This is a genomic window from Roseivirga sp. YIW32, assembly GCF_057219245.1.
Window position 1 is genome coordinate 1775796 of record NZ_JBXVVG010000001.1, and the last position, 19875, is coordinate 1795670.

At 45.0% G+C, this 19875-nt stretch carries 19 protein-coding genes; 12 read left to right on the top strand and 7 right to left on the bottom strand.

Going from position 1 to position 19875, the window contains the following annotated elements; all coding sequences use genetic code 11:
* Positions 1–5: 5 nt before the first annotated feature.
* Positions 6–1484, bottom strand: a complete 1479-nt coding sequence (gene proS, locus AC2D6U_RS08540) for a proline--tRNA ligase (protein WP_484720536.1) — start codon at positions 1482–1484, stop codon at positions 6–8.
* Between the two features lie 128 nt (positions 1485–1612).
* Here proS and AC2D6U_RS08545 point away from each other — a divergent pair, with 128 nt between their 5' ends.
* Together AC2D6U_RS08545 and AC2D6U_RS08550 are read left to right on the top strand one after the other, a co-directional pair.
* Positions 1613–3202, top strand: a complete 1590-nt coding sequence (locus tag AC2D6U_RS08545; protein WP_484720537.1) for a hypothetical protein — start codon at positions 1613–1615, stop codon at positions 3200–3202.
* A 13-nt stretch (positions 3203–3215) separates the two neighbouring features.
* A complete protein-coding gene (locus AC2D6U_RS08550) occupies positions 3216–4745 on the top strand; it encodes an OmpP1/FadL family transporter (protein ID WP_484720538.1) in 1530 nt (509 codons plus the stop codon).
* Here AC2D6U_RS08550 and AC2D6U_RS08555 read toward each other — a convergent pair.
* Genes AC2D6U_RS08555 through AC2D6U_RS08565 form a run of 3 tightly spaced genes read right to left on the bottom strand, consistent with a single transcriptional unit; the run spans position 4735 to position 6805 of the window.
* On the bottom strand, positions 4735–5271 hold the full coding sequence (locus AC2D6U_RS08555) for a shikimate kinase (protein WP_484720539.1): 537 nt from the start codon (positions 5269–5271) through the stop codon (positions 4735–4737). The genes AC2D6U_RS08550 and AC2D6U_RS08555 overlap by 11 nt on opposite strands.
* Entirely contained in the window at positions 5271–6260 is a 990-nt protein-coding gene (locus tag AC2D6U_RS08560) for a MauE/DoxX family redox-associated membrane protein (RefSeq protein WP_484720540.1), read from the bottom strand. The genes AC2D6U_RS08555 and AC2D6U_RS08560 overlap by 1 nt, the downstream gene beginning before the upstream one ends.
* Positions 6257–6805 carry a DUF1599 domain-containing protein gene (locus AC2D6U_RS08565; RefSeq protein WP_484720541.1) on the bottom strand — a complete coding sequence of 183 codons (549 nt, stop codon included), beginning with the start codon at positions 6803–6805 and terminating at the stop codon, positions 6257–6259. Before AC2D6U_RS08565 ends, AC2D6U_RS08560 begins: the two co-directional genes overlap by 4 nt.
* A gap of 113 nt (positions 6806–6918) precedes the next feature.
* On the opposite strand from AC2D6U_RS08565, the gene folP reads away from it, so the two are divergent.
* Positions 6919–7692 (top strand): dihydropteroate synthase, encoded by a 774-nt coding sequence (gene folP / locus AC2D6U_RS08570; protein ID WP_484720542.1) that lies wholly within the window; start codon positions 6919–6921, stop codon positions 7690–7692.
* Positions 7689–8543, top strand: a complete 855-nt coding sequence (gene cdaA, locus AC2D6U_RS08575) for a diadenylate cyclase CdaA (protein ID WP_484720543.1) — start codon at positions 7689–7691, stop codon at positions 8541–8543. The genes folP and cdaA overlap by 4 nt, the downstream gene beginning before the upstream one ends.
* 358 nt (positions 8544–8901) lie before the next feature.
* Here cdaA and kbl read toward each other — a convergent pair whose 3' ends face one another.
* On the bottom strand, positions 8902–10095 hold the full coding sequence (gene kbl / locus AC2D6U_RS08580) for a glycine C-acetyltransferase (protein ID WP_484720544.1): 1194 nt from the start codon (positions 10093–10095) through the stop codon (positions 8902–8904).
* 1 nt (position 10096) lies between these two features.
* A complete protein-coding gene (locus AC2D6U_RS08585) occupies positions 10097–10351 on the bottom strand; it encodes a hypothetical protein (protein WP_484720545.1) in 255 nt (84 codons plus the stop codon).
* A 103-nt stretch (positions 10352–10454) separates the two neighbouring features.
* Between AC2D6U_RS08585 and AC2D6U_RS08590 the strand changes: the two genes are divergently transcribed.
* Together AC2D6U_RS08590 and AC2D6U_RS08595 are read left to right on the top strand one after the other, a co-directional pair.
* Positions 10455–11402: an NAD-dependent epimerase/dehydratase family protein gene (locus AC2D6U_RS08590; RefSeq protein WP_484720546.1), complete on the top strand. Its 948-nt coding sequence runs from the start codon at positions 10455–10457 to the stop codon at positions 11400–11402.
* A gap of 38 nt (positions 11403–11440) precedes the next feature.
* Positions 11441–11938, top strand: coding sequence for a hypothetical protein (locus AC2D6U_RS08595; RefSeq protein WP_484720547.1), 498 nt, complete (start codon positions 11441–11443; stop codon positions 11936–11938).
* Positions 11939–11982: 44 nt separating this feature from the next.
* On the opposite strand, the gene AC2D6U_RS08600 is transcribed toward AC2D6U_RS08595, so the two are convergent.
* Positions 11983–13428 (bottom strand): NADP-dependent isocitrate dehydrogenase, encoded by a 1446-nt coding sequence (locus AC2D6U_RS08600; protein ID WP_484720548.1) that lies wholly within the window; start codon positions 13426–13428, stop codon positions 11983–11985.
* A 160-nt stretch (positions 13429–13588) separates the two neighbouring features.
* Here AC2D6U_RS08600 and AC2D6U_RS08605 point away from each other — a divergent pair, with 160 nt between their 5' ends.
* The 6 genes from AC2D6U_RS08605 (at position 13589) to tatA (ending at position 19873) form a co-directional block, all read left to right on the top strand.
* Positions 13589–14368: an enoyl-CoA hydratase/isomerase family protein gene (locus AC2D6U_RS08605; protein ID WP_484720591.1), complete on the top strand. Its 780-nt coding sequence runs from the start codon at positions 13589–13591 to the stop codon at positions 14366–14368.
* A 14-nt stretch (positions 14369–14382) separates the two neighbouring features.
* On the top strand, positions 14383–15879 hold the full coding sequence (locus AC2D6U_RS08610) for a lipopolysaccharide biosynthesis protein (protein WP_484720549.1): 1497 nt from the start codon (positions 14383–14385) through the stop codon (positions 15877–15879).
* A gap of 36 nt (positions 15880–15915) precedes the next feature.
* A complete protein-coding gene (locus AC2D6U_RS08615; RefSeq protein ID WP_484720550.1) occupies positions 15916–17655 on the top strand; it encodes a tetratricopeptide repeat protein in 1740 nt (579 codons plus the stop codon).
* 16 nt (positions 17656–17671) lie between these two features.
* Entirely contained in the window at positions 17672–18403 is a 732-nt protein-coding gene (gene lolB1 / locus AC2D6U_RS08620; protein ID WP_484720551.1) for a lipoprotein insertase outer membrane protein LolB1, read from the top strand.
* A 10-nt stretch (positions 18404–18413) separates the two neighbouring features.
* The gene (locus tag AC2D6U_RS08625) at positions 18414–19568 is read left to right on the top strand and encodes a murein hydrolase activator EnvC family protein (RefSeq protein WP_484720552.1); all 1155 of its coding nucleotides are present in this window, start codon (positions 18414–18416) and stop codon (positions 19566–19568) included.
* A gap of 98 nt (positions 19569–19666) precedes the next feature.
* The gene (gene tatA, locus AC2D6U_RS08630) at positions 19667–19873 is read left to right on the top strand and encodes a twin-arginine translocase TatA/TatE family subunit (protein ID WP_484720553.1); all 207 of its coding nucleotides are present in this window, start codon (positions 19667–19669) and stop codon (positions 19871–19873) included.
* The last annotated feature ends 2 nt before the right edge of the window (positions 19874–19875 follow it).

The following is a 19875-nucleotide window of genomic DNA, read 5'->3' on the forward strand; positions in this document are numbered from 1 at the left end:
AGTATTTAATAGGCCTTGGCAAAAAGCACACGTCTTTTTGAGGGCTTACCCGAGTAAATGCACGTTCCTTCTTCTTCCTCCTGATCAATGGGAATGCAGCGAATAGTGGCTTTTGTTTCTTCTTTGATCTTTTCTTCGGTCTCAGGGGTACCATCCCAATGGGCCGACACAAAACCACCTTTTCCCTCCAACACTTCCTTCAATTCATCATAGCTATCGACTGGAGTCGTATGAGCAGCTCGATAATCAAAGGCTTTTTGGTAAATGGCCGCTTGAATTTCATCCATCAAAGACTGAACTTTTTCGACGAGGTCGTTTGACAAGTCGAAAGTCTCCTTCTCCCCTGTATCTCTTCTCGCCAATTCGATGGTATTGTTCTCCATATCTCGTGGACCCATAGCGAGTCTTAAGGGCACACCTTTCAATTCCCATTCGGCAAATTTAAACCCGGGTTTATGGGTGTCACGATCATCAAGTTTAACCGAAATTCCTGCTTTCCTCAACGAATCGATGTGTGGCGCTAGGGTTTCACGGAGTCCATTTAACTGCTCTTCCCCTTTGTAAATCGGTACGATCACCACTTGAACAGGTGCCAATTTCGGAGGCAAAACAAGTCCTTGATCGTCGGAATGTGCCATGATCAGAGCACCGACAAGTCGGGTTGAAACGCCCCATGAGGTACCCCAAACGTACTCCTGTTTTCCTTCCTTGGAAGTGAATTTCACATCAAAAGCCTTTGCAAAATTCTGTCCTAGAAAATGTGAAGTCCCTGCTTGAAGGGCCTTGCCATCCTGCATTAAGGCCTCAATGCAATAGGTTTCTAAGGCACCTGCAAAACGTTCGGATTCCGACTTAATTCCTTTGACCACAGGCATGGCCATGAACTCCTCTGCAAATTGGGCATAGACATTCATCATTTGAACGGACTCGTCAATGGCTTCTTCTTTGGTAGCGTGAGCCGTATGTCCTTCTTGCCATAAAAACTCGGCGGTTCTCAGGAACAAGCGTGTTCTCATTTCCCAACGCACCACATTTGCCCATTGGTTCACCAATAAAGGCAAGTCACGGTACGACTGTACCCAATTCTTGTAGGTACTCCAAATCACCGTCTCAGAGGTTGGACGTACGATCAGCTCCTCTTCCAACTTCGCGTCCGGATCAACCACCACGCCGCCACCATTCTCGTCATTCTTTAAACGATAGTGGGTAACCACCGCACACTCCTTCGCAAAACCCTCGACGTGGTCAGCCTCTTTGCTTAAATATGACTTGGGTATGAACAAAGGAAAGTACGCGTTCGTGTGACCGGTCTCCTTGAACATGCGATCGATCTCAGCTTGCATTTTCTCCCAAATGGAAAAGCCGTAGGGTTTAATGACCATGCACCCACGAACAGCAGAATTCTCAGCCAAGTCCGCTTTTTTGACGAGTTCATTGTACCACAACGAATAATCTTCACTTCTTTTTGGTATTCCTTTGCTCATTGCTTTTTTGGTATGATACTTGCTCAACTATCGTTGAAAATACTCCGACAAATATATGCTTTTCGGGGCTTTTCTTAAGTGAAAATGAGAAATAGACATTAACTTTAAACAGCCAATAAGGTAAGCTTATGAAAATCAAATTCTACTTCAGATCCTTTGTGGCACCACTCAGCATGCTAATGGTCTTTGCATGCGCACCAGATCAATACCATCAACAAGGTGAGTACGATGACATCTACTTCACCAGAAACGATAGAAAGCAACAACCCAAAGTGGTACCTTCCGTGACGGAAGACCCTACTGTTGTTGCACAAAGTCGTTCACAGGCAAGCATTCCTGCCGAACTACAAGAACGATATACGAACCAATCCTCCGTAGTTTATTACGAAGAGCAAGGTCCAAGAGTCAAATCAGCAAATGAGCTGAATTACGATGACTTTGTTTACGATTACGAAAATGAACAGCTGGCTTATTATGAACTCCCCTTAGATTGGGAAACCGATTGGTCCAGGGCCTCTTTCGATGAATTGATGGCCAACGATTATCAATTCAAGCTGGCTTGGTATGATCAGTATTATCAAGGCAATAGTTACCGTATGGACGCCTATTTAGGGCAGCAAAATAACGTAAGCCGTGCAAGAAACTCATTCTATGGAAACAACGTTGGGGGCGGTACTGCACTACCTGTGTACGGCAACCTGATGGTAGGCAATATCATGTACGGCGCGATGATGCCAATGACACCAATGAACATGGCGTTCTATGATCCTTTCTGGAATAACCGTTTCTCGGTAAATGTCGGTCTTGGTTGGAGTAACTTTGGCTGGGGAGGCGGATGGATGAATCCTTGGTACGACCCATTCTTTGTAGGCTTTAATCGCTGGAACAGTCCATTTTGGGGTGGAAACGTTTGGGGTGGCAATGCTTGGGGCAACACGATCATCGTCAACAATAATGGTGATGGCAACTACAGACCCGGTATCACAAGAAGTGGTCGATTACAATCGACAGCGGTGAGTACGGTGGCCAGAGATTCTCAAAATGGTGCGCGCATCAGAACACGTTCGCAACGGGCAACTCTTGGCGAATCAGGGGTAAGAAGCGCTGCAGTGGTTAGGTCAGGAAGATCATCAGTCAATGCACAAGGCGTTTCTTCAGGTCGCACCATCGGAAGAAGCAATCAAACCAGAAGTGACTTAACAGCAGGTCGTATCAATCGCGTTAGCACAGATCAAAACAGGGTAAGCTCAAGTTCAAGCTCCTCTAGAATTACGCAAAGCAGAGTAAATGCGAGTCGTATTTCTTCCGGTAGAAGTTCCAGCGGCATTACGAACAGCAGCCGTAGTTCGAGCATCACAAGAGCTGATGTTGGCCGAATAAGCAGCAGTCGCTCGGCAAGCAGATCAGGGGCCTTGACCTTCGATCGCACTTCTTCAAGCAGCATCACTCGATCTGTTCAAAGCAGGAATAGCAACAGCGGATATTCAAGAAGTTCGAGTTCAAGAAGTGTATCGGGATATCCTAGCCGTTCATACAATTCGAATTCGAGCCGTTCAAGTAGTTCGCGTTCAAGCGGTGTGAGTCGTTCAAGTGGGTCTTCAAGTAGGTCAAGCGGTGTGAGTCGTTCAAGTGGCTCATCGGGAAGATCCAGCAGTAGCGGTAGCAGCAGTAGTGATAGCAGCCGATCAGGAGGCAGTTCAAGAAGCGGTAGAAACTAAAAATATCTGAATCATGAAGAAGTTATTTCAGCTTATCCTCGTAAGCCTAGTAGCCCTTTGTCTAAACAATTCGCTACAAGCACAGATCTCACCCAATGCTTTTGGGTATTACCAAGACGCCCTCCGCTTTACCCAATGGGGGCAATACGGCAGTGGACGTGTCTTTGGCTTGGCAGGTGCCGGTTCAACACTTGGTGGCGACATGAGTGCTACCTTTCTGAACCCGGCCGGTCTTGGACTTTACAATAGAAATCAATTCGTCCTGACCCCAGGCATCTCCATGAATAGTTATGCAACGAACTTCAATGGAGAATCCATCAACGCGACGCAAGATCTTTGGAACTTCACCAATGCAGGCGCAGTGATCAACTTTAACAAAAGTGACCTGATTCCTGGCGGATGGAGAGGTGGTACGTTGGGCATTACCTATAATCGTTTGAACAGCTTCGACGAAACGATCTCCTACAGTGCCTTCAATCCGAATAGCAGCATCATCGATGCCATGATCGATAACGCAACGGGCCTCCCTCCCAACCAGTTAGGAGGAATCGAACAAGTGGGCTATGATCATTACTTGATCAATCCCGACCCCTTGAACAACCTGGTGTATCTTTCTTTTGTAGACGGCTTCCCGCAGCAAACTGAACGCATTCAGCGCAAGGGGTTTATTGATCAGGTCAATGTGGCCGTGGGTGGGAATTATGATGACAAAATCTATGTCGGAGCAGGAATTGGTTTTGTGACGGGAAGATATTCCTTCAATAGAATTTACAATGAAGAATTCCAAAACTCAGCCCTTTCCACATTCAACATTGACGAATATTTATCGGTGAGAGGCAATGGATTCAATGCAAATCTAGGCGTGATCTTAAGACCAACACAGTTCTTTAGAATTGGAGCGTCCGTGACCACACCAACCTGGTATACCTTTAGCGAAGAGGGCGATGCATTCTACACTTCCGAATACAACAATTACGACGTAGCCGACTTTGTGGATGGAAATGGTGATCGCTTGATCTTGGAAGATACCGTATTGAACACCCTCTCAACCAATACCGACCTCTTCATTTCGGATTACGAGCTGACAACGCCAATGAGGTATAATTTAGGAGCTTCCGTCCTCATAGGAAAGATCGGATTCATTACCGCAGACGTTGAATTCTTAGATTACTCTGCCGCTTCCGTTTCTTCGGTGGATTTTAACGAGACTGCTGATAACGAAACCATTGGGAACATTTATCAATCGACCATGAATGCACGATTAGGTGCCGAAATGAGGTTATCGGTCTTAAGATTAAGAGCAGGCGTCGCCTTAATAGGTGATCCATATGACGACAGCTTTGATGGAATTGATCGGAGTCAACGCATCTATTCCGCCGGACTTGGAGTTTATTCGAGAGGTTTTTTTGCTGACTTAGGTGTTAGCAGCACAACTTCTGATCGCTTCTTTCAATCCTACAGTTTCTTTGATGGAACGGGGCCAGCTGCTACGACAGAGGTCACACAAGTTCAAGCAAGGCTTACCTTAGGGTTCAATTTTTAAGAAATCCATTTGATCTTAACTCAGAGATGATCAGGTCGCTAGTGATCTGATTATCTCTGATGATCAATTGGGCTTGCTCGTAAAAAGCAGCTCGCTGTTCCTTCATTTCACGAACCTCCTGAATCAAATCTTGATGGTCGTAGCTTATGAATAGCGGCCGATGTTCGATTCCCGCATCCATTATCCTCAAAGCGAGGTCTCCGACGCCAACATCCAAATAGATCGTAACCCCATGTTCATTCATGGTATCCATGTTAAAATGAAAACAAGGAGTACCTCCTCCTGTTGCCATCACAAAGCTATCTTGCTCGCCAACCAGTTCATGTAATGTCTCTCGTTCAAGGATTCGAAAATTTCCTTCGCCTTGGCTATTAAAAATCTCTGGTATTGTCTTGCCTGCTTTTTCTTCGATGGCGGCATCGAGGTCGATGAATTTCAAGTGAAGTAATTTCGCTAGTTCCTTGCCGAGCGTCGTTTTCCCACTTCCGGCTAGCCCTACCAAAAAAATTCCCTCTTTTACATTCATCAGTCAAGTTCGCTAATTACCTCTGCTGCCGATGGAATATCATTGAAATGCCACTTGGCCATCACCACACCGTCTTGCAGTAAAACCAAGCCGGGATTAGACCGTATCATGGTCTTCAAAAGTGTTTTGTCTGAGTAGAAATAAGGAATTGCCAATTGCACATCATGCCGTAGTACTTCAAAATCGGGTCCTGCTGATGCCGTGATGGCAACAGATTCAACATCCCGTCCCAGCGCGCTGATCAAACTGGTGAGCGGTAGGTAGGCGTCCATATCCGTTTTCTCTACATCGTGTACAATGATCAATAATTTGTTCCCTCGTAACGATTCAAAGGTGAAATCACTCTCATCTCCCCACAATGCATAATTGGTGATGGCTGGCACAGCCGTTGGATCATCGGGTGGTGGTAAAATCGCTGCATTCAGGTCGGTACCCACTTTATACGCTCGAAAATCAACCACAGGTAAGTGTTGGATCGCATTGTACGAGATCAAAAGAGAGAACACCAGCGAAGCGGCTACCACGATGCTAGCCATTCGCCCTTTGGCTTCAGCAACCTCTTTTCTTTTCATGAATAGGATCACTATGAAAAAGAGCAGCACCACATCCTTACCAAAAGACTGCCAAGGCGTTAGCTTGATCGCATCTCCAAAGCACCCGCAATCGGTCACTTTGTTGAAATAGGCAGAGTAAAAGGTGAGAAAGGTAAAGAAAACGATCATCCCTAAAAGTATTGGGGCCGTTAGCTTTTCTTTGAACTTAAGCAAGAGTGCAATTCCAAGCACCACCTCCAAGGTCGAAAGCGTGATCGACAAGAACAAAGAGGCCGGTTTCAGGCTATTGAAAAAGGGCGCAATGTCTATGGCAAAAACGGTAAAGTATTCTTCCAATTTGATCTGTGTGCCAACGGGATCGTTGATCTTGATCAGGCCGGAAAAGATAAAAAGCCCCCCAACCAAATAACGCGCTACTGAATGCAATACTTTCATGATTTTACAAACCCCATTAAGATCAAACAAAAAACAGCATAATTGATCATGTCCATGTAATTCGCGTCAATGCCTTCCGAAACAAGCGTCTCCCCTTCGTTGTCTTCTATTTGTTTGACGCGCAACAACTTCATTAAAATAATGTCGGTCATTGAACTGACGCGCATATCGCGCCAAGCCTCACCATAGTCGTGGTTTTTGTTTTCTAGCAATTGGCGTGTGGCTTCAGCGAAATGATCGTATCGCTTTTCCAAGTAATCTACCTCTAGCTCCATTGGTGCATTTTCGTCCAATTCCATTTGAATGAGCGCGATCAGGCAGTAGTTGATGATCCCCACAAATTCTCCGGTAATGTCATCATCGACTCGCTGACCTCCCTTTTCTTGGATGGATCGGATCCGTTGTGCTTTGATAAAGATCTGGTCAGTCATGGACGATAGCCTCAAGATTCTCCACGCAGAACCATAATCGATCGTCTTCCGCATGAACAATTCTTTACAGACCTTAATAACTTCTTTATATTCGCCTACCGTTTGTTCTTCCAAGATGTGAGGAGTTTAGCAATGATCAATTTTTGAACGCGAAAGATAGTTTTTTTCAGGTGAAAAGCACATTGAATATACATGGAAATCTATGGCATTTAAACGAGCCCAAGGTCATGGGGATATTGAATGTAACGCCTGATTCGTTTTATGCAGGAAGCCGCGTTCAAGAAGAGGAACAACTCTTAATGAAGGCAGAAGAAATGGTGAACGATGGTGCAGCCATTTTAGACATTGGGGGTTATTCTACACGCCCGGGTGCAGAAGACATTAGTCCTTCTCAAGAAATTGAACGAGTGGTATCAGCAATTAAGACCATCAGGCAGGCCTTACCGAACACCCTGATCTCTATTGATACATTTCGAGCATCTGTAGCGACCGAAGCCATTGCAGCTGGTGCTTCGCTCATCAATGATGTATCAGGTGGTAACTTGGATCCACTCATGTTCGAAACCGTTGCCTCCTTAAAAGTACCCTACATTCTTATGCACATGAGGGGTACACCGCAAACCATGAAATCACTGGCTGAGTATGAAAATGTGGTGCCAGAAGTCTATCAAGAGCTTCAAACAAAACTCAACCGGCTCCATCAATTAGGCGTTGCCGATGTCATCATTGACCCAGGTTTTGGATTTGCCAAGACGATCGAACATAACTTTAGGTTACTCAGAAATTTACGCTATTTTAAGGCCCTCGGCCAACCTGTTTTGGCTGGGGTTTCACGTAAATCCATGATCTATAAAACGCTCGACATTACACCAGAAAATGCACTTAACGGCACAACTGCTCTGCACATGGTTGCTCTTGAGCAGGGTGCAAGCCTCTTACGGGTGCATGACGTGAAAGCCGCCATGGAATGTGTTCAACTTCATCACAAATTGAACGCATGATCTTTCTTTTTAAAATAGGCTTTTTAGACATCCGATGGACCGACATCGTGGATATTCTCTTGGTGAGCATTCTCCTTTATCAGGTGTACAAATTGTTGAAGGGAAGTGTAGCAGTAAGGGTATTGATCGGTTTTCTACTACTCTACCTCATTTACCTGATTGTACGAGCGGCAGAAATGGACCTGCTGGCTGGAATACTCGGCCAATTCATGGGGGTTGGTGTACTTGCCGCGATCATTATTTTCTCTCAAGAGATCAGAAAATTCCTTCTCCTACTTGGCAAATCCACCTTTCGGCAGAACGAATTATTAAAGTCGATCATGATCTGGAAGAGAAGGCAAGGAAAAGAAAACGTGAACATCAGCCCGATCATCGAAGCGACTAAAACGCTGTCTGCCTCGAATACCGGAGCGTTGATGGTAATCTCTCGTAACTCAGAATTAAAATTCTACGCCGATACCGGCGATATCATGGATGCGCAACTCTCTAAACGATTGATTCTCTCCATTTTCAACAAATATTCTCCCCTCCACGATGGAGCAGTGATCATTTTTAAAGAACGAATCAAAGCCGCTCGTTGCGTACTGCCGGTAAGTGAAGAGGAATTGCCGGCACAATTCGGTATGCGGCACCGCGCGGCCCTCGGCATGTCGGAAGCAACCGATAGCCTGATTCTCATCATTTCTGAAGAAAGTGGGCAGATCAGCATTGCCAGAAACGGCAGTCTGGATAACAACCTATTGATACCGGACGTCCGTAAACGAATCAATGAATACCTACAGGAAGTAGAAAGCAATCTTACTGAAGATGCCGCCCCTGAACAGAACGTAGAGGTGGCCACTCAGAATTAAATGCAACACTAGGCCTGAGTCCAGAAGCAGGAAGTTTGTGCTTTGCACTATTGACGAAGACTAGATAAGGTGCACTAATAATGACCATTCCTAATCCCGAGCACCCACAAATAACGCCACTGCGCCAACACTGAAGCTTGCGCGCAAGCGTTCAGAACGTATCCGGATGAAATCGGAAGAAGCGATGAGTCTTCTTTTCGTATTGAGTATTGGTTCTTGAGTCATGTGATAGTGAGCATTTGTCACCATTCAAACGAACTGTCTATTCTCAATCGAGCACAAACTTATTGAGCCCTAGCAGAACACTAGGACTAGTGCGTAGAAACGGGATAAAGAACCTAACCTCAGAGGCAGTCGATCAAACCACCCCAAGTTCTTTACCCACTTCTGTAAAGGCCTGAATGGCTTTATCCAAATGGTGCTTTTCGTGACCTGCAGAAACTTGTACCCTGATCCTGGCTTGTCCTTTTGGTACTACAGGGTAGAAGAAACCGATCACATAAATACCCCTTTCCAAGAGTGCGTCGGCCATCTTTTGAGCCAATGGTGCGTCATAAAGCATCACAGGAACAATGGCATGTTCTCCTGGCTTGATATCGAAACCAGCAGCCGTCATTTTTTCTCTGAAGTACTTCGTGTTTTCTTCCAGCTTATCTCTCAACTCCGTGGTTTCGGATAGCATATCGAATACCGCAATGGAAGCGCCTACGATAGATGGTGCTAAGGTATTGGAGAACAAATAAGGTCTTGACTTTTGGCGTAGCATCTCGATGATCTCTTTTTTACCCGCCGTGAAGCCTCCACTCGCTCCACCAAGCGCCTTGCCCAAGGTTCCGGTAATGATATCCACACGATCCATGCAATGGCAATGCTCATGCACACCTCGTCCTGTTTTACCCATAAATCCGGTAGAATGACATTCGTCGGTCATCACCAAGGCCTCATACTTGTCAGCTAAATCACAGATCTTGTCTAATTGCGCAATGGTGCCGTCCATAGAAAAGACACCATCTGTTACAATGATCTTGTTCTTGGCTCCTTTTGCATTGGCATCTTGCAATTGTTTCTCCAGGTCTGCCATGTCGTTGTGCTGATAGCGGAAACGCATGGCTTTGCATAACCTGACGCCATCAATGATGGAGGCATGATTCAATGCGTCGGAGATGATGGCATCTTCAGGACCCAATAACGGTTCAAAAACACCACCATTGGCATCAAATGCCGCCGCATAAAGAATGGTATCTTCGGTTCCCAAGAATTCGGAGATCTTGCGCTCCAGCTCTTTGTGAATATCTTGTGTACCACAAATAAAGCGCACCGAGCTCATTCCAAAACCGTGCGTATCGATAGCATCTTTTGCCGCTTGAACAACCTTAGGGTGTGAGCTCAGCCCCAAATAATTATTTGCACAAAAATTAATGACCTCTTTGCCATCGGCAGTTTTGATATCTGCAGCCTGAGGACTGGCAATGACACGCTCTCTTTTGAAAAGGCCTGCTGCCTTGATCTCTTCTAATTCAGCTTCTAACTTCGGTTTTAACGTTTTGTACATGTTACTCAGATTTAGGTTTTGCTATTTTCGGACGCATCACTGGCTTCTTCTTTACCTGCGTTTCGGCCGCTAGGGCCAACGGATTTTCCCGCCGGATCTTATTGATCAAAAAAAGCTTTTGTTGGGTAAAACTGTTCGGATGCATTTGGTCAAATTCAACCTTCCATTGCTCAAACATCGAAGCATCCGCTGAATAGAACTTTTTCGGATCGATCTTCTTGCTTTTTAAGTAGGCTGTGAAAGTCAATTCTTCCATGAAGGACAAAGATATAAAGAATGTTTGCTCAATTACCTTTCACGATGCAAACGTTTTACATCTCCTCTTGTTTGTCTAATATTGCAGCCAACGAAAGATAGGAATGGAAAGAGTTTTAGTCATTGGAGCCAGTGGTCAGCTCGGTTCGGAACTTACCAACGCCCTTGGTGAGCTCCATGGGAAAGACAATGTAATTGCATCGGATATTGCTGGGCCAAGCCCCGGTATTTCCGAATTTCAATTCGAACATTTGGATGTGATGAATGCCGAAGCCATTGATAGCTACATCCAAAAATATCAGATCACGCAGATCTATCACTTGGCCGCCATTCTCTCTGCCAAGGGAGAAGAGAACCCGCAGTGGGCTTGGAACCTCAACATGACCAGTCTGCTCAACATACTGGAAGCAGCACGTAAGCACCAACTCAATAAGATCTATTGGCCAAGTTCAATTGCCGTTTTCGGTCCAAATACACCAAGACAACATACACCTCAATACTGTGTCAAAGACCCAAATACTGTCTATGGCATCAGTAAGTTGGCAGGCGAACGTTGGTGTGAATACTATTACAACAAATATGGTGTTGATGTGCGTAGCTTAAGATATCCCGGACTAATTGGCTACAAATCCCTTCCCGGAGGTGGTACCACCGACTATGCCGTGGACATTTATCACAAAGCACTAGCCGGTGAGCCATTCACTTGCTTCTTATCCGAAAACACCTCGTTACCCATGATGTACATGGCCGATGCCATAAAAGCCACCATCGATCTGATGGAAGCGCCAAAAGAAAAGGTAAAAGTAAGGTCCAGCTATAATGTAGCCGCTTTTTCATTCACCCCATTAGAGCTGGCCTCGTCGATCCAACGGCATCATCCAACTTTTGGTATTGATTTTGCTCCAGATTTCAGGCAAGCCATTGCCGACTCCTGGCCTGATAGTATCGACGACAGTGTCGCAAGAGCGGACTGGGGTTGGCAGCAGGGATACACCGTCGACGACATGACGGATGATATCCTCAGCAACTTGCCTAGGTACTTTCCAAGCTAGGAAAAAGCTTGGTAGTGGCAACGTAAATATCACAACTTATGAATAAGGCCAATTTAGCTCTTATGGTATGGGGCACACTCTTTTCCTGTGAAAAAGAGAGCGCAAATCCTGCAAATAAAAGACGGGCATTTTTTGAGAATGTGGAATTGAGCCTTAGCGATAATGCAGGGGTATACCCCATTTGGACTCGAGGTGAAAAAACCATTTTTCAGTATGCCTTTGTACATCCAGATGAACCGCTAATTTCTGACGACGAACTTACTGAACACTTCTGGATTGAAATCCCTTCCGACCTTGAGGAGTTTAGCATTGAAGAACCCTTATCAGAAGGGAGCACTATTGAGGCATACTATACTCGATCTTGTTTCTGTTATATCCCAGAAGCCTTTGAATTTACCCAACTCAAGGTGAATGGCAGAAAGACAGCAAAAAACCAATGGACCATCTCTTTCGAGATGAAAGCAGAGGGAAAGTACGGTACTTATCAATTATCAGATTCTGGCACCTATCGGATCGACACGTTTACTTGGGAATAAAAAAAGGCTTCATTACTGAAGCCTTTTGGTTTGCTATTCTTTTTTTACTCTCCTTGACTCAAGGAATATCCTCTTTCCCCGTCAAAGAAGTACAAATGCTCTGTTTTGATAAAGTCAAAACCGGCAGCTTGTACGCTTTGGAGCAACTCAATCACATGATCGTTCTTTAAGGTCTCTCCTTCTGGGTGAACAAATCGACATCTCCAGTGGTCTGTTTTGAATGTTTCGGGCATACCATTCGGGTACACTAAAACTCCCCTATTCGAGATAAGCTTCAATTTGAGCTTATCAGTAGAGGCGTCATTCAACAAACGGTCTCCGATGACATCCGCATCTCTTCCTGACTCTCTCCAATCAATGAAAACATCCACTCCTTTCAGCTCTTTTTTCATTGCAGGCTTTTCCTCAACATTCACACTGATCTTGACGTTATCGTTGTATCTCACCGCTTTCAGTTTATCTGGTTTTTGCCCCAAACGATCGATGATGGCATCAGCAAACTCTTTGGTACCTACACGTTGTTTACTGTGCTGAGCCGTATAAATGTCGCCAGTGTGGATACCATCTTCCAAGGTGCGTAACCATGCGTTTTGAATCAACTCTGCTTTGTCGGCCATGCCTAATTGCACCAGCATCATGGTGGCACCATTCAGCAATCCGGACGGATTGGCAATATTTTGACCGGCAATATCCGGTGCAGAACCATGAATAGCCTCGAACATGGCATGCTCCATGCCGATATTTGCAGAGCCGGCCATGCCCACAGAACCCGCTACTTCAGCCGCGATATCTGAGATCACATCACCATATAGATTGAGTGTAACCACAACATCTAAGGTTTCAGGTCTAGAAGCCACCACAGCTGATCCGATGTCAATGATCCAATGATCTGCAGCGATGTCTGGGTATTCCTTAGAGATCTTATCGAACACGCGATGGAAAAGCCCATCGGTATGCTTCATGATGTTGTCCTTGGTCATGCAGGTCACCTTTTTGCGACCATAGGCTTTCGCATATTCGAAAGCATATCGGATGATCTTTTCAGAACCTGGCTCAGAGATAAGTTTTAGCGTTTGCACCACTTCGGAGGTTTGCTGGTGCTCAATACCCGCATATAGGTCTTCTTCGTTTTCTCTGACGATCACAAGATCCATCTGAGGGAAGAACGACGGAACATAGGGAGGGTAAGAACGAAATGGCCTTACGTTAGAATAAAGACCTAGTGATTTTCTGATGGTGACATTTAAGCTTTTGTAGCCTCCACCCTGTGGGGTGGTGATTGGTGCTTTTAACAAGATCTTGTTCTTCCTGAGGGTTTCCCAAGATTCAGGACTGATGCCTGACTTATGACCGGCTTTGTAGACTTTTTCACCAATGTCAATGGTGTCATAGGCCAACTTAACTTCTGCGGCATCCATGATACGCAAGGTGGCATCCATGATCTCAGGTCCTATTCCATCACCGTGAGCTACTGTAATTCTTTGTTCCATCCTTCTTATGCTTGATTTTGGCGCAAATGTAACTGAGAATCCCTTAAATAGAAACTCTATTGTACTTAATCGGTAAGGGCAAAGGCAAGAGATCGAAAAAGCCCTTTTTGAGTTTCGCGGGCTACTGTTATCTTTGAGTCGACTCAAAGCTGAAAAGGCCATGTACGAAAACCTGAAGTTCGAAGTAGAGAATGGAATCGCCACGATCACCATCAATCGCCCAGACAAACTCAATGCGCTCAATTTGAAAACCATCGAGGAAATCAACTTGGCATTTGAAAGGGTCTACGATGAGGACGAGATCAAAGCGGTTATCTTGACGGGTGCTGGAGAAAAAGCCTTTGTCGCTGGTGCAGACATCAGCGAGATCGCGGAGCTCAACGAAATGAATGCCAGGCGATTTGCGGAGAATGGACAAGAGGTTTTTGCCTCCATTGAAAATTGTCATAAACCGGTAATTGCCTTGGTCAATGGATTTGCTCTTGGTGGCGGTTGTGAGTTGGCCATGGCTTGCCACATGAGAGTCTCTACGGCAAACGCGAAGTTTGGTCAGCCTGAAGTGAACCTAGGCGTAATTCCAGGCTATGGCGGTACGCAACGACTCACCCAACTGGTTGGAAAAGGGAAAGCCTTTGAGTTGTGCATGACAGGAGATATGATCAAAGCAGATGAAGCCAAAGCGTTGGGTTTAGTAAATCATGTATGCGAAAATCAAGAAGAAGCGCGTTTGAAATGTGAGGAGATGCTTGGGAAAATTATCCAGAAAGCACCCGTAGCCGTTGGTCTTGTGATCGACTGTGTGAATGCAGCGATCAGCGAAACCGAAAATGGATACCAAACCGAGGCCAACGGTTTTGCCGCTTGTGCCAAAACAGAAGACTTTAAGGAAGGCACCAGTGCTTTCATGGAAAAGCGCAAACCTGAATTCAAAGGAGCCTAAACGGCCCTTTCTATATGACGCAAATTAAGAAGCTTGCCGGGCAAACGGCCTACTACGGCATCAGTAGTATTTTGGCCCGGGTACTCAATTTTTTATTGCTACCCATCTGGACAGCCCGGTTGGAAAGAGAAGAATATGGTGCCGCAACGGAGGTGTACGGCTATATGGCCTTACTCCTCATCATTTACACATTTGGCATGGAAACGGCTTTCTTTCGCTTTTCCAGAAAACTTGAAAGCCTCAAGGTCTACCAAAGTGCCGCTTCCGCCATTCTGCTAGTTGCCCTATTGCTCTCCTCTATCATCTGGTTCAATGCCGATGGTCTTGCTTCCTATTTGGGCAGTAACGTCGAACCAAAATATGTCCATTACCTCGCAGCCATACTATTCATTGATGCAGCCATTGCCATTCCTTTTGCCAAGCTACGTTTGGAAGAAAAAGCGTTGCGCTTTACCTTGATCAAGACAACGGTAGTTAGTATTACGATTTGCTTGAACCTGGTGCTGTTGGTGATCTTTCCTGATATCATGGCCGGCAAGTACTTGACTTCCATGCAGTCTTGGGTAGCGCTTCTTTATCAAGCAAACGACCTCATTGGTTACATCTTCTTTGCCAACCTAGCAGCTAATTTGTGTTACTTACCCCTTCTTTGGCGTGAGATCCGACAACTTCGTTTGCGTATTGAATGGTCGATTTTCAAACCCATGCTAGTCTATGCATTCCCTCTATTTTTTATGGGATTGGCCGGCATGTTCAATGAACAAGGCTATACTGTGCTCTTTGAGCATGTTTATCCTGAAAGCGATGGATTGTCTGCAACTGGTGCCTTAGGTGTGTTCAGTAGCACCGTCAAATTGAGTGTCATTATGATGCTCGGGATTCAAGCTTTTCGCTATGCGGCAGAGCCGTTCTTTTTTAATCATGCCGACAATAAGGAAGCACCTGCCTTGTTCGCAAAAATCATGCATTACTTCGTGGTCTTTAATGTGGTGATCCTAGTAGCTGTTTCACTCAATACACCACTGATCAGTGATGTCTTCATTCAAAGTGACAGCTTTAAAGAGGCACTCTATGTGCTTCCTGTACTGTTGCTTGCTAAGCTATTTTATGGTGTTTATGTCAACCTCAGCGTTTGGTTCAAACTGAAAGACAAGACGATTTATGGCTCATATTTTGCCAGCGCCGGTGCCTTGATCACCCTCATAGGGAATGTGCTCCTTATTCCTATTCTCGGCTTTTTGGGGAGTGCACTTACTTCCCTTGCTTGTTATTTCATCATGTGCTTATTGTGCTATGCTACAGGAAAGCGGCATTTTCCTATTCCTTACAAGTTTTCTCCTTTGCTCATCCACCTATTCATTGCGGCTTCGCTCATTCTCGTAACCTCACAATTTGAAATTGAAAATAACTTGATTAACTATGGCAGCAGTCTGCTGATCACCTTAATGTATGCGGCAGTGGTTTTCTGGTTTGAGTCAAAAAAGCTCAAGTACAAAACCGAAGAAGTATAAACTTGTGGCACCCTGATTCGTTCTATTGGTAATTCTATGCGCTTGCTCATTAACATCTTCTGCATCATTTGTCTCTTCATTGGCTTCGACCTTGTTGGGCAAGATCCTGTGGAAGCTCAGATCAATGGCGAAAAAGAAGCAACGGCTTACGAAAAAACCAACTCGGCCTATTTTCTCATAGAAGCAAGCAAATTCGTTTTCCTCGAAGATTACGACCAAGCATTGGTTCACTTAGATAAGGCTCTTGAACTCGATAAAAAAAATCACGCGGCCCTTTTCAAAAAAGCCGAAATCCTTGTCGCACAAGAAAAATTCAAAGAAGCCTTAGCTGCAACAGAACAGGCTATTGAGCTTCAAAAAGAGAACAAGTACTATTATTTACTGGCTACCCAGATTCATAAAGCACAAAATGAAATCAGTCAGTCAGCAGACATGTATCACCTGATGATCAGCCAAGTACAGGGTTGGGAATTATACGGTGAAGAAATCGTCGACACCTTCACTGAGGCCCAAGAGTATGACGCAGCACTGGCCTTGATGCCTCGCCTGTTGATCTACTATCCAAACTATCCAGAGCTCTACCTCAAAAAGGCAGAACTGGAAATTGCCTTAAAAATGAAGAGCGCTAGCATTTCAACCTTGGCCGAAGGGTATGCAAAATTCCCAGAAGATCCTACGATACTAAGCGCTTATGTGCAGGAGTTGACCAAGAACGGATCACGCGCAGAGGCAGTAAGCCTATTACAGCGTCAAGCGGAGATTGACTATAAAGCCAGATTGCTACTGCTTGACCTACTGAGTCAAGAAAAAGAATTGGAACAAATAGAATCCCTTGTGTTGCAAACCTTTGAGGATGAAGAAGCCGATCTGGAATCGAAATTACTTGCCATGGGTTATTTGCTAGAAACCAATCAGGGAAATGCCGACCAGATCGATAGCCTGCAACAAACACTTGTCGCTTCCAATCCTGAAAACCCCTTGGTGTATGAGAATGGAGGGTACGTGTATAACATTTTGGCAAATCAGTCACAAGGGGAAGCAAGAGCAACCTTTTATGCCAAAGCCATCGCAGCCTACAAGTCCTCTGCTCAATTGAATCCAACTAATTTTGACGCTTGGCTCCGGGTATTCGACTACGAAGTGGCACAAACCCAATGGAAAGAGCTCCTTGAGGATGTGGAATACCTCCTCGATCTTTACCCAAATCAAGCCCTGCTGTTCTATTATTATGCAGAAGCTTATCGGGGTTTAGAGGATTTGGAAGAAGCCCTGGGCATGACCGATCAAGGACTACGGATGGGCGGAAGAAACCCGCTGTTGAAAAGCCTGCTATTGGCTGAAAAAGCCAAAATACTGACAGCGCAAAACAAGAACGAAGAAGCCGATGCGCTTTTTAATCAAGCCCTCAATACAGAAGAAGTGGACGAACGAGCGATCTATGCCTATGCGATTTGGTTGACAAAGGTCAACCCAAAAGCCGCAATTGAATTGATCAAGGGCTTCTCGGATGGACTTAGCCGAAGTACAGAATGGACCATTGCCACTGCCAACGCCTACGTAGCCCAAAACGATTTGAAAAATGCTAGACGTGTCTACGAAAATGCCTTCAAAGAGACGCCGAGTCTTGTCAATGCACAAACCATCGAAGGCTATGGAGATATTTTATTTGCGTTAGGAGATGTGGAGGGCGCATTGCGCCAATGGGAGAAAGCCCTAACTTTGGTCGGTTTTTCAAAAGAACTACAGGAAAAAATTGAGAAGAAATCCATCAACTAAGACGAGCACGCTACTGATGCTGCTCATCGTCTCACTTGCCGTCCAAAGCTGCAGTAAGAAATTCTTGGGCTTCAGTTTCGCTGAGCGAGACGAAGTAGTGGTGACCACTTTGGATTTTGACTACATGACCACTCGTACCAAATTCAAATACAAAAACGGAGAGGATAAAACAAAGGCTACTGCGCGCATACGCATTAAACGCGATAGCATCATTTGGTTTTCATTGACTCCTGGAGTGGGTATAGAAGCTGCAAGGGGCATCATTACTCAAGATTCGCTCATCTTGATGGACCGCGTGAACAAAGAAGCCTATTTCTTCAGCTTTGAAGCCCTGAGTAAAAAATTTGACTTCAACTTTTCCTACAACCTCTTTCAGTCTGTCTTGATCGGAGACCTACCGTTTGAGCGCAAACGAATGGATGTGGTGACAAAGATGAATAATGACATGCTGATCGCACAGCAGGAAGGCCCCTTGACGATCAATAACCGCATCGATCTAAAAACCGGTAGGCTAAAGAACCTCCGTGCGCGTACCATGGAAAATGACAATACCCTAGAAATACGCTACAACGAATTTAAACCGTTAGATGAGAAAGCCTTTGCAAACAAGGCCATGATGATATTAACTTACTTCCTTGAAGGTAAAAAGGAACAAGCCACGGTTGACTTGGAACATAATAGAGTACAAATTGAAGAAGGACCACTGCAATTCCCGTTTTCCATTCCGGCACACTACCATCGTAACTAGCGGTATCATCTTGCTCGGTCTTTTCATGTCCTTGGGGATGGTGGGACAAACCGACAGAGCAAAATTGGAAGCTCAGAAAAAGGCGATCCTTGAAAAAATTCAACAGAATCAGGTCATCCTCGATCAGACGGAGGAAAAACGGATTTCCTCATTAGGACGGCTCAAGGCGCTGAATAACCAGATCAGTTCCAGAAGCCGACTGATCAATGCCATCAACGAAGAAGTCGATCTTTTGAATCAGCGCATTGAAGAAGATCAAGAATTTATTGCGCAGTTAGCCCGAGATCTGGAAGCCATGAAGGAGGAATACGCTGAAATGGTATATACCACACAGAAAACCGCTGCCGGCTTCAATGAACTCACCTTTCTTTTTGCTGCCAATACATTTAACGAACTCTTCATGCGATTCAAATACATGGAGCAATACGCCAAAATGCGTAAGAAACAAGCCATACAAATCGAATTGGTGCAAGTAAGCCTGAACGAACAAATCGCTGAAGTAGAGGAGCAAAAGAGTGAAAAACAAGCGCTCCTGAATGATGAGCTCCAAGAAAGTACTGAGTTACAAAACCTAAGGGCTCGACAAAGAAGCCTTGTAAGACAATTAGAGCAAGAAGAATCTCGCATTCGCGCCGAGCTAAAGAAGCAACTCGCATCCGAAAAAGAATTGACCAATACCATAGAATCCATCATTGAAGCCGAGCGAAGAGCAGCATTGCTCGGCTCTGCTGATATGACCGAGATCACAGCAGCCTTTGAAGGAGCCAAAGGCAGATTACGATGGCCTGTTGAAGAAGGCTTTGTTTCTTCAAAGTATGGAAAACACAAGCATCCCACCTTACAACGTGTGACCATGAACAACAAAGGCATTGATATTCAAACGCCAAAAGATGCCTTTGTCAAAGCCGTATTCAATGGAAAAGTTGCGGGTGTACAATCCATACCCGGCCAAGGCATAACGGTCTTGATTCAACATGGTGAATTCTTTACCGCTTACTCAAAACTAAAGGCCGTGATCGTCAAAAAAGGAGATACCATTGTCGAAGGGCAGCGATTGGGACAAGTGCTTACAGGAGCAGATAACGTATCGGAAGTAAAATTCAGGATCAATAATCAAAAAGCCACTGTCAACCCCGAATACTGGCTACAAAGTAAGATCAACTGAACGAAACGTGACGAGTTTCGTTTCAATTGAAACAGTCAATACAAATTCATGCATAGACTATAAGATTTTGTCTATCTTTGAATTCTAATTACAGAACTATGGAAGTAATATTAGCTTTAGGACTACCAGGAGGACCAGAATGGATCATAATCATTTTGGTGGTGTTGTTGTTTTTTGGTGCGAAGCGTATCCCTGATTTGGCAAGAGGTCTTGGAAAAGGCATCAGAGAGTTCAAAGATGCGACCAAAGAAATCAAAAAAGAGGTAGATGACGCCTCAAAAGAGATCGAGAAAGAAACAAAATAAGA

Bases quoted from the DNA above. Each gene is read 5' to 3' on its own strand.
- proS (WP_484720536.1), bottom strand. From the start codon at position 1,484: ATGAGCAAAGGAATACCAAAAAGAAGTGAAGATTATTCGTTGTGGTAC.
- AC2D6U_RS08545 (WP_484720537.1), top strand. From the start codon at position 1,613: ATGAAAATCAAATTCTACTTCAGATCCTTTGTGGCACCACTCAGCATG.
- AC2D6U_RS08550 (WP_484720538.1), top strand. From the start codon at position 3,216: ATGAAGAAGTTATTTCAGCTTATCCTCGTAAGCCTAGTAGCCCTTTGT.
- AC2D6U_RS08555 (WP_484720539.1), bottom strand. From the start codon at position 5,271: ATGAATGTAAAAGAGGGAATTTTTTTGGTAGGGCTAGCCGGAAGTGGG.
- AC2D6U_RS08560 (WP_484720540.1), bottom strand. From the start codon at position 6,260: ATGAAAGTATTGCATTCAGTAGCGCGTTATTTGGTTGGGGGGCTTTTT.
- folP (WP_484720542.1), top strand. From the start codon at position 6,919: ATGGGGATATTGAATGTAACGCCTGATTCGTTTTATGCAGGAAGCCGC.
- cdaA (WP_484720543.1), top strand. From the start codon at position 7,689: ATGATCTTTCTTTTTAAAATAGGCTTTTTAGACATCCGATGGACCGAC.
- kbl (WP_484720544.1), bottom strand. From the start codon at position 10,095: ATGTACAAAACGTTAAAACCGAAGTTAGAAGCTGAATTAGAAGAGATC.
- AC2D6U_RS08585 (WP_484720545.1), bottom strand. From the start codon at position 10,351: ATGGAAGAATTGACTTTCACAGCCTACTTAAAAAGCAAGAAGATCGAT.
- AC2D6U_RS08590 (WP_484720546.1), top strand. From the start codon at position 10,455: ATGGAAAGAGTTTTAGTCATTGGAGCCAGTGGTCAGCTCGGTTCGGAA.
- AC2D6U_RS08595 (WP_484720547.1), top strand. From the start codon at position 11,441: ATGAATAAGGCCAATTTAGCTCTTATGGTATGGGGCACACTCTTTTCC.
- AC2D6U_RS08600 (WP_484720548.1), bottom strand. From the start codon at position 13,428: ATGGAACAAAGAATTACAGTAGCTCACGGTGATGGAATAGGACCTGAG.
- AC2D6U_RS08605 (WP_484720591.1), top strand. From the start codon at position 13,589: ATGTACGAAAACCTGAAGTTCGAAGTAGAGAATGGAATCGCCACGATC.
- AC2D6U_RS08610 (WP_484720549.1), top strand. From the start codon at position 14,383: ATGACGCAAATTAAGAAGCTTGCCGGGCAAACGGCCTACTACGGCATC.
- AC2D6U_RS08615 (WP_484720550.1), top strand. From the start codon at position 15,916: ATGCGCTTGCTCATTAACATCTTCTGCATCATTTGTCTCTTCATTGGC.
- lolB1 (WP_484720551.1), top strand. From the start codon at position 17,672: ATGCTGCTCATCGTCTCACTTGCCGTCCAAAGCTGCAGTAAGAAATTC.
- tatA (WP_484720553.1), top strand. From the start codon at position 19,667: ATGGAAGTAATATTAGCTTTAGGACTACCAGGAGGACCAGAATGGATC.